Raw genomic sequence first — 15,451 nt, 5'->3', positions numbered from 1 at the left:
AAGGCGCCCTGGACGCCGGCCCGTGGGGGGACCGTCGACAGGGCGCCTTCCGCTTTCTTGCGCTTGCGGCCGCCGGCTAGGCGGCCGCGGTGATCATCGCGCCTCGACCGGAACGAAGTCGCGCTCGACGACACCCGTGTAGATCTGGCGCGGGCGGCCGATGCGGGAACCCGGCTCCTTGATCATCTCGTGCCACTGGGCGATCCAGCCCGGCAGGCGGCCGAGGGCGAACAGGACCGTGAACATCTCGGTCGGGAAGCCCATGGCGCGGTAGATCAGGCCGGTGTAGAAGTCCACGTTCGGGTAGAGGCTGCGCGAGACGAAGTAGTCGTCGGAGAGCGCGTGCTCCTCCAGCTTCAGCGCGATGTCCAGCAGCTCGTCGGACTTGCCGAGGGCGGACAGCACGTCGTGCGCGGCGGCCTTGATGATCTTGGCGCGCGGGTCGAAGTTCTTGTAGACCCGGTGGCCGAAGCCCATCAGACGGACGCCGTCCTCCTTGTTCTTCACCTTGCGGATGAAGGAGTCGACATCGCCGCCGGTGGCCTGGATGCCCTCCAGCATCTCCAACACCGACTGGTTGGCGCCGCCGTGCAGTGGGCCCCACAGGGCGGAGATGCCGGCGGAGATCGAGGCGAACATGTTCGCCTGCGAGGAGCCGACCAGGCGGACGGTGGAGGTCGAACAGTTCTGCTCGTGGTCCGCGTGCAGGATGAGCAGCTTGTCCAGGGCGGAGACGACGACCGGGTCGAGTTCGTAGTCCTGCGCCGGGACCGAGAAGGTCATGCGGAGGAAGTTCTCGACGTAACCGAGGTCGTTGCGCGGGTAGACGAACGGGTGACCGATCGACTTCTTGTACGCGTACGCCGCGATCGTCGGAAGCTTGGCGAGCAGGCGGATCGTCGAGAGGTTGCGCTGCTTCTCGTCGAACGGGTTGTGGCTGTCCTGGTAGAACGTGGACAGCGCGGAGACCACCGACGACAGCATGGCCATCGGGTGGGCGTCCCGCGGGAAGCCGCGGTAGAAGTTCTTGACGTCCTCGTGCAGCAGGGTGTGCTGCGTGATGTCGGTCTTGAACGAGGTGAGCTCGTCGACGGTCGGCAGCTCGCCGTTGATCAGCAGGTAGGCAACCTCCAGGAAGGTGGAGCGCTCGGCCAGCTGTTCGATCGGGTAGCCGCGGTACCGGAGGATGCCGGACTCGCCGTCGAGATAGGTGACGGCGGATTTATAGGCGGCCGTGTTGCCGTAGCCGCTGTCCAGAGTCACCAGACCGGTCTGGGCGCGGAGCTTCCCGATGTCGAAGCCCTTGTCGCCGACGGTGCTGTCGATCACCGGGTAGGTGTACTCGCCGTCGCCGTACCGCAGTACTACAGCGTTGTTGGTGTGCTCGCTCACGTCATCCCTCACCGACGTTGTGCCTCTTCTTCGAGGTTGCCCTGACTGTCTCTACCATCCCCCATTTGGCGCAGGAGAGTGCACTCGGGGTCGACCATTGGGCTTATCGGCGGCACTGAGTGCCGCCAACTCGCTCATCCTGCCTCTCCTCAACCCGCTTCCGGAAGAGCTCTGTGACCCACATGACTCATTTGATCGATCATTTTTTGCGGTCACCGGGCCGAGAGCCGGAAATCGAGCGCCGTGCAGCGGCGTCCCGCGGACACCGTGCGCACCGCCTGGCCGATCGCCTTGCGCGAACCGACCAGGACGACCAGCTTCTTGGCGCGGGTCACCGCCGTGTACAGGAGGTTCCGCTGGAGCATCATCCAGGCGCTGGTGGTCACCGGGATCACCACGGCCGGATACTCGCTCCCCTGTGACCGGTGAATGGTCACCGCGTACGCGTGGGCCAGTTCGTCCAGCTCGTCGAATTCGTACGGAACCTCCTCGTCCTCGTCCGTCAGCACCGTCAGGCGCTGGTCGACCGGGTCGAGCGAGGTGACCACGCCCACGGTGCCGTTGAAGACACCGTTGGTGCCCTTCTCGTAATTGTTGCGAATCTGGGTGACCTTGTCGCCGACCCGGAAGACCCTGCCGCCGAACCTCTTCTCGGGCAGCTCGGGACGCCCCGGGGTGATGGCCTGCTGGAGCAGGCCGTTCAGGTTGCCCGCGCCCGCGGGTCCGCGGTGCATGGGGGCGAGCACCTGGACGTCCCGGCGCGGGTCCAGCCCGAACTTGGCCGGAATCCGCCGTGCCGCCACGTCCACGGTGAGCCGGCCGACCTCCTCCGTGTCGTCCTCGACGAAGAGGAAGAAGTCCTTCATGCCGTCCGTGACCGGGTGCTGCCCGGAGTTGATCCGGTGGGCGTTGGTCACCACGCCGGACTGCTGGGCCTGCCGGAACACGCGCGTGAGGCGCACCGCCGGGATCGGACCGCCCTCGGCGAGCAGGTCACGGAGCACCTCGCCGGCGCCGACGCTGGGCAGCTGGTCCACGTCCCCCACGAACAGGAGGTGGGCGCCCGGAGGCACCGCCTTCACCAGCTTGTTGGCGAGCAGCAGGTCCAGCATGGACGCCTCGTCGACCACCACCAGGTCGGCGTCCAGCGGGCGGTCCTTGTCGTAGGCCGCGTCACCGCCGGGCTTCAACTCCAGCAGGCGGTGGACGGTGGAGGCGTCGGAGCCGGTGAGCTCGGCGAGGCGTTTGGCGGCGCGGCCGGTGGGGGCGGCGAGGACGACCTTCGCCTTCTTGGCACGGGCCAGCTCCACGATCGAGCGCACCGTGAAGGACTTGCCGCAGCCGGGGCCGCCGGTGAGAACGGCGACCTTCTGGCTGAGCGCGAGCCGGACGGCGGCCTCCTGCTCGGGCGCGAGATCGGTGCCGGTGCGCGAGGCGAGCCAGCGCAGCGCCTTGTCCCAGGCCACGTCCTTGAAGCCGGGCATCCGGTCCTGGTCGGTGCGCAGGAGGCGCAACAGCTGGGCGGAGAGGGACAGTTCGGCCCGGTGGAAGGGGACGAGGTAGACGGCGGTGACGGGGGCGCCGTCCGGGCCGGGCACCTTCTCGCGGACGACACCGGGTTCCTCCCCCTCCTCCGGGGGCGCCGCGAGCTCGGCGAGGCACTCGATGACAAGGCCGGTGTCGACCTGGAGGAGCTTGACCGCGTCGGTGATCAGCTGGTCTTCGGGGAGGTAGCAGTGGCCCTGGTCGGTGGACTGGGAAAGGGCGTACTGCAGGCCCGCTTTGACGCGCTCCGGGCTGTCGTGCGGGATACCGACGGACTGGGCGATCCGGTCGGCGGTGAGGAAGCCGATGCCCCAGACGTCCGAGGCCAGCCGGTAGGGCTGGTTCTTCACCACGGAGATGGAGGCGTCGCCGTACTTCTTGTAGATGCGCACCGCGATGGACGTGGACACCTCGACGGTCTGGAGGAAGAGCATGACCTCCTTGATCGCCTTCTGCTCCTCCCAGGCGTCGGCGATCTTCTTCGTCCGCTTGGGGCCGAGGCCGGGGACCTCGATCAGGCGCTTGGGCGCCTCCTCGATGATCTGAAGGGTCTCCAGCCCGAAGTGCTGGGTGATGCGGTCGGCGAAGACCGGGCCGATGCCCTTGACCAGGCCCGAGCCGAGGTAGCGGCGGATGCCCTGCACGGTGGCCGGCAGCAGGGTCGTGTAGTTCTCGACGGTGAACTGCTTGCCGTACTGCGGATGGGAGCCCCAACGGCCCTCCATCCGCAGGGACTCGCCGACCTGGGCGCCGAGCAGCGCGCCGACGACGGTGAGGAGGTCGCCGCCGCCCCGGCCGGTGTCGACTCGGGCGACCGTGTAGCCGTTCTCCTCGTTGGCGTACGTGATGCGCTCCAGCACGCCTTCGAGCACGGCGAGTCGCCGCTCCCCGCTCCCCGATTCCTGAGCCATGATCCGACGGTACCGTCCGGCACCGACAACTCACCCGGCGTGTGAGACCACGTGGTCGAGGACCTTCTGGAAGTCCTCGGTCGGGGAGAACTCGACGAACTCGCAGTCCTCCAGGGCCACCGGGACGTGGCCGGGCCCCCAGTAGTACGCCTGGCCCGCCTCGTAGATCTCCTCGCCCGCGGGTGTCAGCATCCGCAGCCGGCCCTTCAACAGATAGCCCCAGTGCGGGCACTGGCACGCGTCGCCGTCGAGGCCCTTCAGGGCGGGGCCCATGTCCGTGCCCTGCGGCAGACGGAAGAACCCGACGGACATGCCGCCGCCCATCGGCTTGGTACGTACGTCCAGGCCGTCGCCTTCGAGTGCGACGGGTACGTCGTCGCGAGTCGCCGCTGTCATGGGTCCTCCGCTCCGGCCCGCCCGGGCCTTGGGAAACGCCCCCACGTCTCCAGCCTGAACCGCGCCGCGGGCCCCCGCGACATCACGATCCGGTGTCGGGGTCTTGCCTCCTCGCGTGTAATCGATTCCAATCCTCTCAGCACAGGGATGTAATCGATTCCATACGTGGATCCGTACGTCGATTCGGGTACGTCCCCCGATTTCCACAAGGAGGTGGAGCCGCGATGGCGAGCATCAAGGACGTCGCTGCCGAGGCGGGAGTCTCCGTGGCCACGGTCTCGCGCGTCCTGAACGACCATCCGTCGGTCAGCGCGGACGCACGCACGCGCGTGCTGGCCGCCGTCGAGGTGCTGGGCTACCGCCGGAACGCCGTCGCCCGATCGCTGCGCACCGACCAGACCCACACCCTCGGCCTGGTCATCAGCGACGTGATGAACCCCTACTTCACCGAGCTGGCCCGTTCCGTGGAGGAGGAGGCCCGCGCGCTGGGCTACAGCGTCATCATCGGCAACGCCGACGAGCGGCCCGACCTCCAGGACCACCACGTACGCAACCTGCTGGACCGTCGTATCGACGGACTCCTCGTCTCCCCGACCGACGGCGGGTCGCCGCTGATGCTCGACGCCGCGCGCGCGGGGACGCCGATGGTCTTCGTGGACCGGTGGATCCCGGGCGTGGAGGTGCCCGTGGTCCGGGCGGACGGGCTGGAGGCCGTGCGCGACCTCGTCGCCCATCTGCACGGCCTCGGTCACCGACGGCTCGCGATCATCGCGGGGCCGGCGGCGACCACGACCGGCCAGGAGCGTGTGACGGCCTTCAGAGCGGCGCTGCACGCGTACGGTCTCGGACTCCCCGACGTCTACATCGGCCAGGGCGACTTCCAGGCCGCCAGCGGCCGGCGGGTCACCGAGGGCTTCCTCGACCTGCCCGAGCCGCCCGAGGTCGTCTTCGCCACCGACAACCTGATGGCCCTGGGCGCCCTCGACGCGATCCGCGCGCGCGGGCTGCGCGTCCCTGAGGACATCGCGCTGGCCGCGTTCGACGACATCCCCTGGTTCGTACACACCGATCCGCCGATCACCGCGATCGCCCAGCCCACGGGCGAGCTGGGACGCGCCGCCGTGCGCGCGCTGGTCGACCGCATCGAGGGGCGGTCCCCCGAGTCCGTCACCCTCCCCGCCCGTCTCGTCGTACGCCGCTCGTGCGGCGAGCCGGCCGAGCCGTCGGCTTCCCCCGAGCCGCCCCCCGCGCAGTCCCCCGCTGTGCGGTCCCCCGTAAGAAGGAGCCAGTCGTGAGCAACCAGGACGAGTTGCTGCGCATCGAGGGCATACGGAAGGTTTTCCCCGGCGTGATCGCGCTCGACGGCGTCGACTTCGATCTGCGCCGGGGCGAGGTGCACGTACTCCTCGGTGAGAACGGCGCGGGCAAGAGCACCCTCATCAAGATGCTCTCCGGCGCCTACACGCCCGATGGCGGACGGATCCTGGCCGGTGGCAGGGAAGTGCGCATCCATGGTGCGCAGGACTCCGAGCGCCTCGGGATCGCCACCATCTACCAGGAGTTCAACCTCGTTCCCGATCTGACGGTCGCCGAGAACATCTTCCTGGGGCGGCAGCCGCGCCGCCTGGGCATGATCGACCGGAAGAGGATGGAGGCCGACGCGGCCGTCCTCCTGGAGCGGGTCGGCGTGAACGTGTCCCCCCGCGCACGTGTGCGTGAACTCGGCATCGCGCGCCTCCAGATGGTCGAGATCGCGAAGGCGCTGAGCCTGGACGCGCGCGTGCTGATCATGGACGAGCCGACCGCCGTCCTCACCTCCGAGGAGGTCGACAAGCTCTTCTCCATCGTGCGCAGGCTGCGCGAGGACGGGGTCGGCATCGTCTTCATCACGCACCACCTGGAGGAGATCGCCGCCCTGGGAGACCGGGTGACGGTCATCCGCGACGGCAGGAGCGTCGGGGAGGTCCCCGCCGACACGCCCGAGGACGAGCTCGTACGCCTGATGGTGGGGCGGTCGATCGAGCAGCAGTACCCACGCGAGCGGGCCGCCGTCGAGGCGGGGGCCGGAACCGCGCTGCTCACCGTCGAGGGCCTCACCCGGGACGGTGTCTTCCGCGACGTCACCTTCGAGGTGCACGCCGGCGAGGTCGTCGGTGTCGCGGGGCTGGTCGGAGCGGGCCGTACGGAGGTCGTACGGGCCGTGTTCGGGGCGGACCCGTACGACAAGGGGGCCGTGAAGGTCTCCGGTGCCCCGGTCCCCAAGGACGACGTCAACGCGGCGATGACCTCGGGTATCGGACTGATCCCCGAGGACCGCAAGGGCCAGGGGCTGGTGCTGGACGCGTCTGTGGAGGAGAACCTCGGGCTGGTGACCATGCGGTCGGCGACCCGCGCCGGGCTCGTCGACCTCAAGGGCCAGCGCGAGTCTGCCGCGCGGATCGCCGAGCAGCTCGGCGTGCGGATGGCCGGACTCGGCCAGCACGTCAGGACGCTCTCCGGCGGCAACCAGCAGAAGGTCGTCATCGGCAAGTGGCTGCTCGCCGAGACCAAGGTGCTGATCCTCGACGAGCCGACACGCGGGATCGACGTCGGCGCCAAGGTCGAGATCTACCAGCTGATCAACGAACTGACGGCCGCCGGTGCCGCCGTCCTGATGATCTCCAGCGATCTGCCCGAGGTGCTCGGCATGAGCGACCGGGTGCTGGTGATGGCCCAGGGCCGGATCGCGGGCGAACTGTCCGCGGACGAGGCCACGCAGGACGCGGTGATGGCACTCGCCGTAAGCAACCCCACCACCACAGAACCGGAGGCCGGCCGTGGCCGCTGACACGCTCACCAGCACAACGGGCGCCGGTGGCGCCGCGGCGGTCCGCCGCCTGCTCCTCGACAACGGCGCGCTGACCGCGCTGATCGTCCTCGTCGTCGCCATGTCGGCGCTGTCGGGCGACTTCCTGACCACGGACAACCTGCTCAACGTCGGTGTCCAGGCGGCCGTGACCGCCATCCTCGCCTTCGGCGTGACCTTCGTGATCGTCTCGGCGGGCATCGACCTGTCGGTCGGCTCGGTGGCCGCCCTGTCGGCCACCGTCCTTGCCTGGAGCGCCACTTCGCACGGCGTCCCGGTTGCCATGGCGGTCGTCCTGGCGGTCGCCACCGGCATCGCGGCCGGCCTGGTCAACGGCTTCCTCATCGCCTACGGCAAACTGCCGCCGTTCATCGCGACGCTCGCCATGCTGTCGGTGGCCCGCGGACTGTCGCTGGTGATCTCCGAGGGCTCCCCGATCGCCTTCCCCGACTCCGTCTCGCACCTCGGGGACACCCTCGGCGGCTGGCTGCCGGTCCCGGTGCTCGTGATGATCGTGATGGGGCTGATCGCCGCCTTCGTGCTCGGCCGGACGTACATCGGCCGCTCCATGTACGCGATCGGCGGCAACGAGGAGGCCGCCCGGCTGTCCGGCCTGCGCGTGAAGAGGCAGAAGCTCGCCATCTACGCCCTGTCCGGCGTCTTCGCCGCCGCCGCGGGCGTCGTGCTCGCCTCCCGGCTGTCCTCCGCGCAGCCGCAGGCCGCCGACGGCTACGAACTGGACGCGATCGCCGCGGTCGTCATCGGCGGCGCCTCACTCGCGGGCGGCACCGGCAAGGCGTCCGGCACGCTGATCGGCGCGCTGATCCTGGCCGTGCTGCGCAACGGGCTCAACCTCCTGTCCGTGTCCGCCTTCTGGCAGCAGGTCGTCATCGGTGTCGTGATCGCGCTGGCCGTGCTGCTCGACACCCTGCGCCGCAAGGCCGGCTCGACCCCGCTGGCCGCGAGCGTGTCCGGCGGGGGCAGGGGCAAGCAGGCGACGACGTACGCGCTGGCCGCGGTGGTCACCGTGGCGATCGTCGGCGCGACCTCGTTCCTGCACGGCGGCAGCGCGTCGTCCTCGACCCCGAAGATGGGCCTGTCGCTGTCCACCCTCAACAACCCCTTCTTCGTGCAGATCCGGGCGGGCGCCCAGGCCGAGGCGAAGAAGCAGGGCGTGGACCTGACCGTCACGGACGCGCAGAACGATGCCTCCCAGCAGGCCAACCAGTTGCAGAACTTCACCAGTTCCGGCTTCGACGCGATCATCGTCAACCCGGTGGACTCGGACGCGGCGGGCCCGTCGGTACGGTCCGCCGACAAGGCGAAGATCCCGGTCGTCGCCGTCGACCGGGGCGTCAACAAGGCCACCACCGACGCCCTGGTCGCCTCCGACAACGTCGCGGGCGGCGAACTCGCCGCGAAGACGGTCGCCGAGAAGCTGGGCGGCAAGGGCAAGATCGTGATCCTGCAGGGCCAGGCGGGCACCTCCGCCGCCCGGGAGCGCGCCGAGGGCTTCGCCAAGGGCCTCAAGGCCTACCCGGGCATCCAGGTGGTGGCCCAGCAGCCCGCGGACTTCGACCGCACCAAGGGCCTCGACGTGATGTCGAACCTGCTCCAGGCGCACCCGGACGTCCAGGGCGTCATCGCCGCGAACGACGAGATGGCCCTCGGCGCGATCAAGGCGCTGGGCTCCAAGGCGGGCACGTCCGTCCAGGTCGTCGGCTTCGACGGCACCCCGGACGGCCTCAAGGCGGTCGCGGCGGGCACGCTGTACGCGTCCGTGGCGCAGCAGCCGACCCAGCTGGGCCGGATCGCCGTGGACAACGCGCTGAAGGCGCTGAAAGGCGAGAAGGTCGAGGAGACGGTGAAGGTGCCGGTGAAGGTGGTCACGAAGGAGAACGTGGCCGGCTTCAGCGGCTGACAGTGGCCGGCTTCGGCGGCTGACATCGGCGAGCGGGCGGGCGGCACCGGGCCGCCCGCCCCGAGTCACTCACTAGGGGAGTCCATTCATGTACGACCACGACCTACTGGTCGTAGGGTCGGCCAACGCCGACCTGGTGATCGACGTCGAACGACGGCCCGGCGCCGGAGAGACCGTCCTCGGTTCCGACCTGGCCGTCCACCCGGGCGGCAAGGGCGCCAACCAGGCGGTCGCCGCCGCCCGCCTCGGCGCCCGTACGGCCCTCCTGGCCCGGGTCGGCGACGACGCGCACGGCCGGCTGCTGCTCGACTCGCAGCGGGCGGCCGGCGTCGACACGGCGGGCGTCCTGGTGGGCGGCGCGCCGACCGGGGTCGCACTGATCACGGTGGACCCGTCGGGCGACAACAGCATCGTGGTCTCGCCGGGCGCGAACGGCCGGCTGACGCCGGCGGACGTGCGGGCCGCCGCCGGTGCCATCCACGCCTCGCGCGTGGTGTCGACGCAGCTGGAGATCCCGCTGGAGACGGTCGTGGAGGTCGTACGGAACCTGGCGCCGGACTGCCGCTTCGTCCTCAACCCGTCACCACCGCGCTCCCTCCCACCGGAGATCCTGGCGGCCTGCGACCCGCTGATCGTCAACGAGCACGAGGCGAAGGTGATCCTCGGGGACGCCCGCGTCGGCGAGCGGCCCGAGGACTGGGCGCGGAGCCTGCTCGCGAAGGGCCCCCGGTCGGTCGTGGTGACCCTCGGCGCCGAGGGCTCGCTGGTGGCGTCCTCGCAGGGCGTGACCCGTGTCCCGTCCGTGAAGGTGACCGCCGTGGACACGACGGGAGCCGGTGACGCGTTCACCGCGGCGCTGGCCTGGCGGCTCGGCGCCGACGCGTCGCTCGAGGAGGCGGCGGCGTACGCGTCGCGGGTCGGGGCGGCGGCGGTGACCCGGCGGGGCGCGCAGGAGTCGTTCCCCACGGCGGCCGAGGTCGAGGCCCTGTGAAGAAGGGCGGGATCCTGAACCGCCATCTCTCCGGCGCCCTCGCCGAGCTGGGCCACGGGGACGGGGTGCTGGTGTGCGACGCCGGCATGCCGCTCCCCGACGGGCCGCGGATCGTCGACCTCGCCTTCCGGGCCGGGGTGCCGTCCTTCTCCGAGGTGCTGGACGGGCTGCTGGCCGAGCTGGTGGTGGAGGGCGCGACGGCGGCGACGGAGGTACGGGACGCGAACGCGGAGGCTTCGGCACTGCTGGGCGACCGCTTCCCGGGCCTCGCCCTGGTCCCGCACGAGCGGCTCAAGGAGCTGTCGGCGGGGGCACGCCTGGTCGTCCGGACCGGTGAAGCACGCCCGTACGCGAACGTGCTGCTGCGGTGCGGGGTCTTCTTCTGAGACTCGGTGCCACCGGGCGGGAAAAAACTTCGAGGGGGTCCGGTCCGTCGACCGGCCCCCCTCGGGTTTTCCCCTCCGCATCAGAACCCCCGCGATCCCCCCGGATCCCCCTCCGAGAAGTCCTGATGCCATGTACGACACGGCATGGGCGGAAAGGGTTGCACGGGTTCCGCGGATTTTTTTTCAGGCCGTCCGGCCCAGGGGCACGGCAGAACGTAGGGGGTACGGCCACCGGGCCGCCGGGCGTCCCCGCCCGGCGGCCGTCGCCTCGTCCAGGGGGCCCGGTGACGCGTTCGCCTCGCTCACGCGCTCATCGGATCACGTGCTCCACGAACCGTGCCGCGGTCTCCGCGAGTACCTCCCGCCCGTCGCGGGCCCACAACCCGTCGTTGAACAGCTCGACTTCGATGGGGCCGGTGTAGCCGGCCGCCTCGACGTGGGCCTTCCACTCCCGCATGTCGATGGAGCCGTCGCCGATCTGGCCGCGGCCGTTGAGGACGCCCTCCGGCAACGGGGTGGTCCAGTCGGCGAGCTGGAAGGTGTGGATACGGCCGCCGGCGCCCGCGCGGGCGATCTGTTCGGGTGCGGCGTCGTCCCACCAGATGTGGTACGTGTCGACCGTGACGCCGACCTGGTGGGCCGGGAAGCGTTCCGCGAGGTCGAGGGCCTGCGCGAGGGTGGAGACCACGCAGCGGTCGGCGGCGTACATGGGGTGCAGCGGCTCGATGGCCAGCTTCACGCCGTGTTCCTCCGCGTAGGGGCCCAGTTCGCCGAGCGCGTCGGCGATCCGCTCCCGTGCGCCGCGCAGGTCCTTGGAGCCGGCGGGCAGCCCGCCGGAGACCAGGACCAGCACGTCGGTGCCGAGGGTGGCGGCCTCGTCGACCGCCCGGCGATTGTCGTCCAGGGCGCCGGCGCGCTCGTCCGGGTCGATCGCCGTGAGGAAGCCGCCGCGGCACAGGGTGGTGACGTTCAGGCCGGCGTCGCGCACCAGCTTCGCCGTCGCCTCCACACCGTACGACTGGACCGGTTCGCGCCAGAGGCCGATTCCCGGTACGCCCAGGTCGAGGCAGGTGTCGACCAGTTCGGGCATCGACAGCTGCTTGACCGTCATCTGGTTGATCGAGAAGCGTTCGAGTCCGGTGCTCACTGGGTCACTCCGTACAGGCTCAGCAGGGTCTTCATGCGTTCCTCGGCCAGCTTCGGGTCGGGGAACAGGCCCAGCCCGTCCGCGAGTTCGTAGGCGCGGGCGAAGTGCGGGAGGGAGCGGGCCGACTGGAGGCCGCCGACCATGGTGAAGTGGCCCTGGTGGCCCGCGAGCCACGCCAGGAACACCACGCCCGTCTTGTAGAAGCGGGTCGGCGTCTGGAAGAGGTGACGGGACAACTCGACGGTGGGGTCGAGCAGTTCGCGGAAGCCGGGCACGTTGCCGGTGTCCAGCACCCGTACCGCCTCGGCCGCCAGGGGCCCCAGCGGGTCGAAGATGCCGAGCAGCGCGTGGCTGAAGCCCCGCTCGTCGCCCGCGATCAGCTCGGGGTAGTTGAAGTCGTCGCCCGTGTAGCAGCGCACGCCCTTGGGGAGCCGGCGGCGCAGGTCGATCTCGCGCTGGGCGTCCAGCAGGGAGACCTTGATGCCGTCGACCTTGTCGGGGTGGGCGGCGATGACCTCGAGGAAGGTGTCGGTGGCGGCGTCGAGGTCCGTCGAGCCCCAGTAGCCCTCCAGCGCCGGGTCGAACATCGGGCCCAGCCAGTGCAGGATCACCGGCTCGGTGGACTGGCGGAGCAGGTGGCCGTAGACGTCGAGGTAGTCCTCGGGGCTCTTGGCCGCCGCTGCGAGGGCGCGGGAGGCCATCAGGATCGCCTGGGCGCCGGACTCCTCGACGAGGGCGAGCTGCTCCTCGTAGGCCGCGCGGACCTCTTCCAGCGTCCCGGAGGCGATCTGGTCGGTGCCGACACCGCACGCGATGAGCCCGCCGACCGCCTTGGCCTCGGCGGCGCTGCGGCGGATCAGCTCGGCGGCGCCCGCCCAGTCCAGGCCCATGCCGCGCTGGGCGGTGTCCATGGCCTCGGCGACGCCGAGTCCGTGGGACCACAGGTGGCGGCGGAAGGCGAGGGTGGCGTCCCAGTCGACGGCGGCGGGCGAGTCGGGCGACACGTCCGCGTACGGGTCGGCCACCACGTGGGCCGCCGAGAAGACCGTACGGGAGGTGAAGGGGGCGCCGGAGGTGACGGCGAGGGGTTCGGGGCGGGGCTCGTAGGTCCGCAACCCGCCCTTGGAGTCGGGGAGTTGGATGGTCACAGCGCGATCTCCGGAACGTCGAGACGGCGGCCCTCGGCGGACGACTTCAGGCCCAGCTCGGCGAGCTGGACACCACGGGCGCCGGCCAGCAGGTCCCAGTGGTAGGGCGCGTCGGCGTAGACGTGCCGGAGGAACAGCTCCCACTGGGCCTTGAAGCCGTTGTCGAACTCGGCGTTGTCGGGCACTTCCTGCCACTGGTCGCGGAAGACCTCGGTGGCCGGGATGTCCGGGTTCCAGACCGGCTTGGGGGTGGCTGACCGGTGCTGGACCCGGCAGTTCCTGAGTCCGGCCACCGCCGAGCCCTCCGTGCCGTCCACCTGGAACTCGACGAGTTCGTCGCGGTTGACGCGGACCGCCCACGAGGAGTTGATCTGGGCGATGGCGCCGCCGTCGAGCTCGAAGATGCCGTAGGCGGCGTCGTCGGCGGTGGCGTCGTAGGGCTTGTCGTTCTCGTCCCAGCGCTGCGGGATGTGGGTGGTGGCGATGGCCTGGACGGACTTCACGCGGCCGAACAGCTCGTGCAGGACGTACTCCCAGTGCGGGAACATGTCGACGACGATGCCACCGCCGTCCTCGGCCCGGTAGTTCCAGGACGGGCGCTGGGCGGCCTGCCAGTCGCCCTCGAAGACCCAGTAGCCGAACTCGCCGCGGACGGACAGGATGCGGCCGAAGAAGCCGCCGTCGATGAGGCGCTTGAGCTTGAGCAGGCCCGGGAGGAAGAGCTTGTCCTGGACCACGCCGTGCTTGATGCCCTTGGCGTTGGCCAGGCGGGCGAGTTCCAGGGCACCTTCGAGGCCGGTGGCGGTCGGCTTCTCGGTGTAGATGTGCTTGCCCGCGGCGATCGCCTTCTGGAGCGCCTCCTCTCGGGCGGAGGTGACCTGGGCGTCGAAGTAGATGTCGACCGTCGGGTCGGCGAGGACCGCGTCCAGGTCCGTGGAGATGTGCTCCAGGCCGTGCTGCTCGGCGAGCGCGCGCAGGGCGGGCTCACGGCGGCCGACCAGGATCGGCTCCGGCCACAGCACGGTGCCGTCGCCGAGGTCGAGGCCGCCCTGCTCGCGGAGGGCCAGGATGGAGCGGACCAGGTGCTGGCGGTAGCCCATGCGCCCGGTCACGCCGTTCATGGCGATACGCACCGTCTTGCGTGTCACGTCATTCCCTTCGTAGGCGTCGTACGCGGCGTTCGCGCGCGTGTCGTACGCGGTTGTGCGCGCCGCGTACGCCTAGGCCGGGGCGTCGGATTCCCGCCCTGCTGATGAGCGTTACAGCAAGCGCTTTCTATCTGATGAGAAGCTAGCCTCTGAGCAGCGGTCCAGACAAGACCGTGACGGGGTTGAGTTGTTCGAGGGGGCGAACAACCGGGGGCTGGGGCTTTAAGGTCTGCTCGACACCGTTGGCCCACCTCTACAACGAGGGACCGGCGTTGGTCGGTGTGTGTACGACGAGGTACGACGAGATGCGCGACCGGAGGACGACGAGATGACGGTGACCCTGGCGGACGTGGCGGCCCGCGCCCAGGTCTCCCCCGCGACGGTGTCGCGCGTACTGAACGGGAACTACCCCGTGGCGGCGACCACCCGTGAGCGGGTGCTGCGGGCCGTGGACGAGCTGGACTACGTGCTGAACGGGCCGGCGAGCTCCCTGGCCGCGGCCACGTCCGACCTGGTCGGCATCCTGGTGAACGACATCGCCGACCCGTTCTTCGGGATCATGGCCGGCGCCATCCAGTCGGAGATCGGCGGGCCGGGCGGGCGCGCGGGGGGCGAGCGGCTGGCGGTCGTGTGCAACACCGGGGGCTCCCCGGAGCGCGAGCTGACCTACCTCACGCTGCTGCAGCGGCAGCGGGCGGCGGCCGTCGTACTGACCGGCGGCGCCATGGAGAACGTGCCGCACGCGGCGGCCATGACCTCGAAGCTGCGCAAGATGGCGGACGCGGGGACGCGGGTGGTGCTGTGCGGGAGACCGCCGGCGCCCGACACCCAGGCGATCGCACTGACCTTCGACAACCGCGGCGGCGGGCGGGAGCTGACCGAGCACCTCATCGGGCTCGGACACCGGCGGCTGGGCTACATCGCGGGTCCCGAGGAACGTACGACGACCCGCCACCGGCTGGAGGGACACCGGGAGGCGCTGGAGGCCCACGGCATCGACGAGGACGCGCGCTGGACCGTTTACGGGCGGTACGACCGGCGGTCCGGTTACGAGGCCACCCTGGAGCTGCTGCGGCGGGATCCGTCGCTGACGGCGGTGGTGGCGGCCAACGACTCCGTCGCGCTGGGGGCGTGCGCGGCGCTGCGGGACTCCGGGCTGCGGATTCCGGACGACGTGTCGGTGGCCGGGTTCGACGACCTTCCCTTCAGCATCGACGCGGTGCCCGCTCTCACGACGGTACGGCTGCCGCTCGCGGAGGCGGGGGTGCGGGCGGGGCGCATCGCGATGGGGCGCGAGGAGCCGCCGCCGGGCGGGATCGCGACGATCCGCGGGGAGCTGATGGTGCGGGGGTCCTCCGGGGCGCCGCGGGGGTGAGCTTGCCGGCGCCTGTGGGGTGACGCGGCGTTCGTCCACCGGGGGCGCTCCGCCCCCGGACCCCCGGGCCTTTGCCCACCCCGCCGCCCGTCTCGGTCGGTCGAGGGGTGGGCCTCGCTCTGGGGGCTGCGCCCCCAGACCCGCTGTCAGCCCTGAAGGGGCCTCGTCCTCAAACGCCGGACGGGCTGGATGATGCGCACCGATGAGTTTTGCGCCGCACCCTGGTCTGTACAGCCGTAATCGCCG

General features: G+C 70.7%; 12 protein-coding genes. 6 read left to right on the top strand and 6 right to left on the bottom strand.

What is annotated here, in order from left to right:
• Positions 1-93: 93 nt before the first annotated feature.
• The 3 genes from ACWBNA_RS25645 to ACWBNA_RS25635 form a co-directional block, all read right to left on the bottom strand.
• A complete protein-coding gene (locus tag ACWBNA_RS25645; protein WP_468648139.1) occupies positions 94-1,392 on the bottom strand; it encodes a citrate synthase in 1,299 nt (432 codons plus the stop codon).
• A 212-nt stretch (positions 1,393-1,604) separates the two neighbouring features.
• Positions 1,605-3,848, bottom strand: coding sequence for an SF1B family DNA helicase RecD2 (gene recD2 / locus ACWBNA_RS25640; RefSeq protein ID WP_482706863.1), 2,244 nt, complete (start codon positions 3,846-3,848; stop codon positions 1,605-1,607).
• Between the two features lie 30 nt (positions 3,849-3,878).
• Entirely contained in the window at positions 3,879-4,244 is a 366-nt protein-coding gene (locus tag ACWBNA_RS25635; protein WP_482706862.1) for a cupin domain-containing protein, read from the bottom strand.
• A 224-nt stretch (positions 4,245-4,468) separates the two neighbouring features.
• Here ACWBNA_RS25635 and ACWBNA_RS25630 point away from each other — a divergent pair, with 224 nt between their 5' ends.
• The 5 genes from ACWBNA_RS25630 to rbsD all read left to right on the top strand — a co-directional run bounded on the left by ACWBNA_RS25630 (position 4,469) and on the right by rbsD (position 10,387).
• Entirely contained in the window at positions 4,469-5,539 is a 1,071-nt protein-coding gene (locus ACWBNA_RS25630; protein WP_482706861.1) for a LacI family DNA-binding transcriptional regulator, read from the top strand.
• A complete protein-coding gene (locus ACWBNA_RS25625) occupies positions 5,536-7,071 on the top strand; it encodes a sugar ABC transporter ATP-binding protein (protein ID WP_482706860.1) in 1,536 nt (511 codons plus the stop codon). Before ACWBNA_RS25630 ends, ACWBNA_RS25625 begins: the two co-directional genes overlap by 4 nt.
• The gene (locus ACWBNA_RS25620; protein WP_482706859.1) at positions 7,061-9,010 is read left to right on the top strand and encodes an ABC transporter permease/substrate-binding protein; all 1,950 of its coding nucleotides are present in this window, start codon (positions 7,061-7,063) and stop codon (positions 9,008-9,010) included. Before ACWBNA_RS25625 ends, ACWBNA_RS25620 begins: the two co-directional genes overlap by 11 nt.
• An 88-nt stretch (positions 9,011-9,098) precedes the next feature.
• Positions 9,099-10,001, top strand: a complete 903-nt coding sequence (locus ACWBNA_RS25615; RefSeq protein WP_482706858.1) for a ribokinase — start codon at positions 9,099-9,101, stop codon at positions 9,999-10,001.
• Entirely contained in the window at positions 9,998-10,387 is a 390-nt protein-coding gene (gene rbsD, locus ACWBNA_RS25610; RefSeq protein WP_482706857.1) for a D-ribose pyranase, read from the top strand. The genes ACWBNA_RS25615 and rbsD overlap by 4 nt, the downstream gene beginning before the upstream one ends.
• 310 nt (positions 10,388-10,697) lie before the next feature.
• On the opposite strand, the gene ACWBNA_RS25605 is transcribed toward rbsD, so the two are convergent.
• From ACWBNA_RS25605 to ACWBNA_RS25595, 3 genes are read right to left on the bottom strand one after another with little or no spacing between them, the layout of a single operon-like run.
• Positions 10,698-11,498 (bottom strand): sugar phosphate isomerase/epimerase family protein, encoded by an 801-nt coding sequence (locus tag ACWBNA_RS25605; protein WP_482706931.1) that lies wholly within the window; start codon positions 11,496-11,498, stop codon positions 10,698-10,700.
• 32 nt (positions 11,499-11,530) lie between these two features.
• Complete coding sequence (locus ACWBNA_RS25600; protein WP_482706856.1) at positions 11,531-12,682, bottom strand: dihydrodipicolinate synthase family protein; 1,152 nt, start codon at positions 12,680-12,682, stop codon at positions 11,531-11,533.
• A complete protein-coding gene (locus ACWBNA_RS25595; RefSeq protein ID WP_482706855.1) occupies positions 12,679-13,830 on the bottom strand; it encodes a Gfo/Idh/MocA family protein in 1,152 nt (383 codons plus the stop codon). The genes ACWBNA_RS25600 and ACWBNA_RS25595 overlap by 4 nt, the downstream gene beginning before the upstream one ends.
• A 328-nt stretch (positions 13,831-14,158) precedes the next feature.
• Between ACWBNA_RS25595 and ACWBNA_RS25590 the strand changes: the two genes are divergently transcribed.
• The gene (locus ACWBNA_RS25590) at positions 14,159-15,205 is read left to right on the top strand and encodes a LacI family DNA-binding transcriptional regulator (protein WP_482706854.1); all 1,047 of its coding nucleotides are present in this window, start codon (positions 14,159-14,161) and stop codon (positions 15,203-15,205) included.
• Positions 15,206-15,451: the final 246 nt, after the last annotated feature.

The organism is Streptomyces sp. Q2 (genome assembly GCF_056820935.1).
Note: the sequence above shows the minus strand (reverse complement) of the source record. Positions and strands in the feature narration are given on the sequence as shown.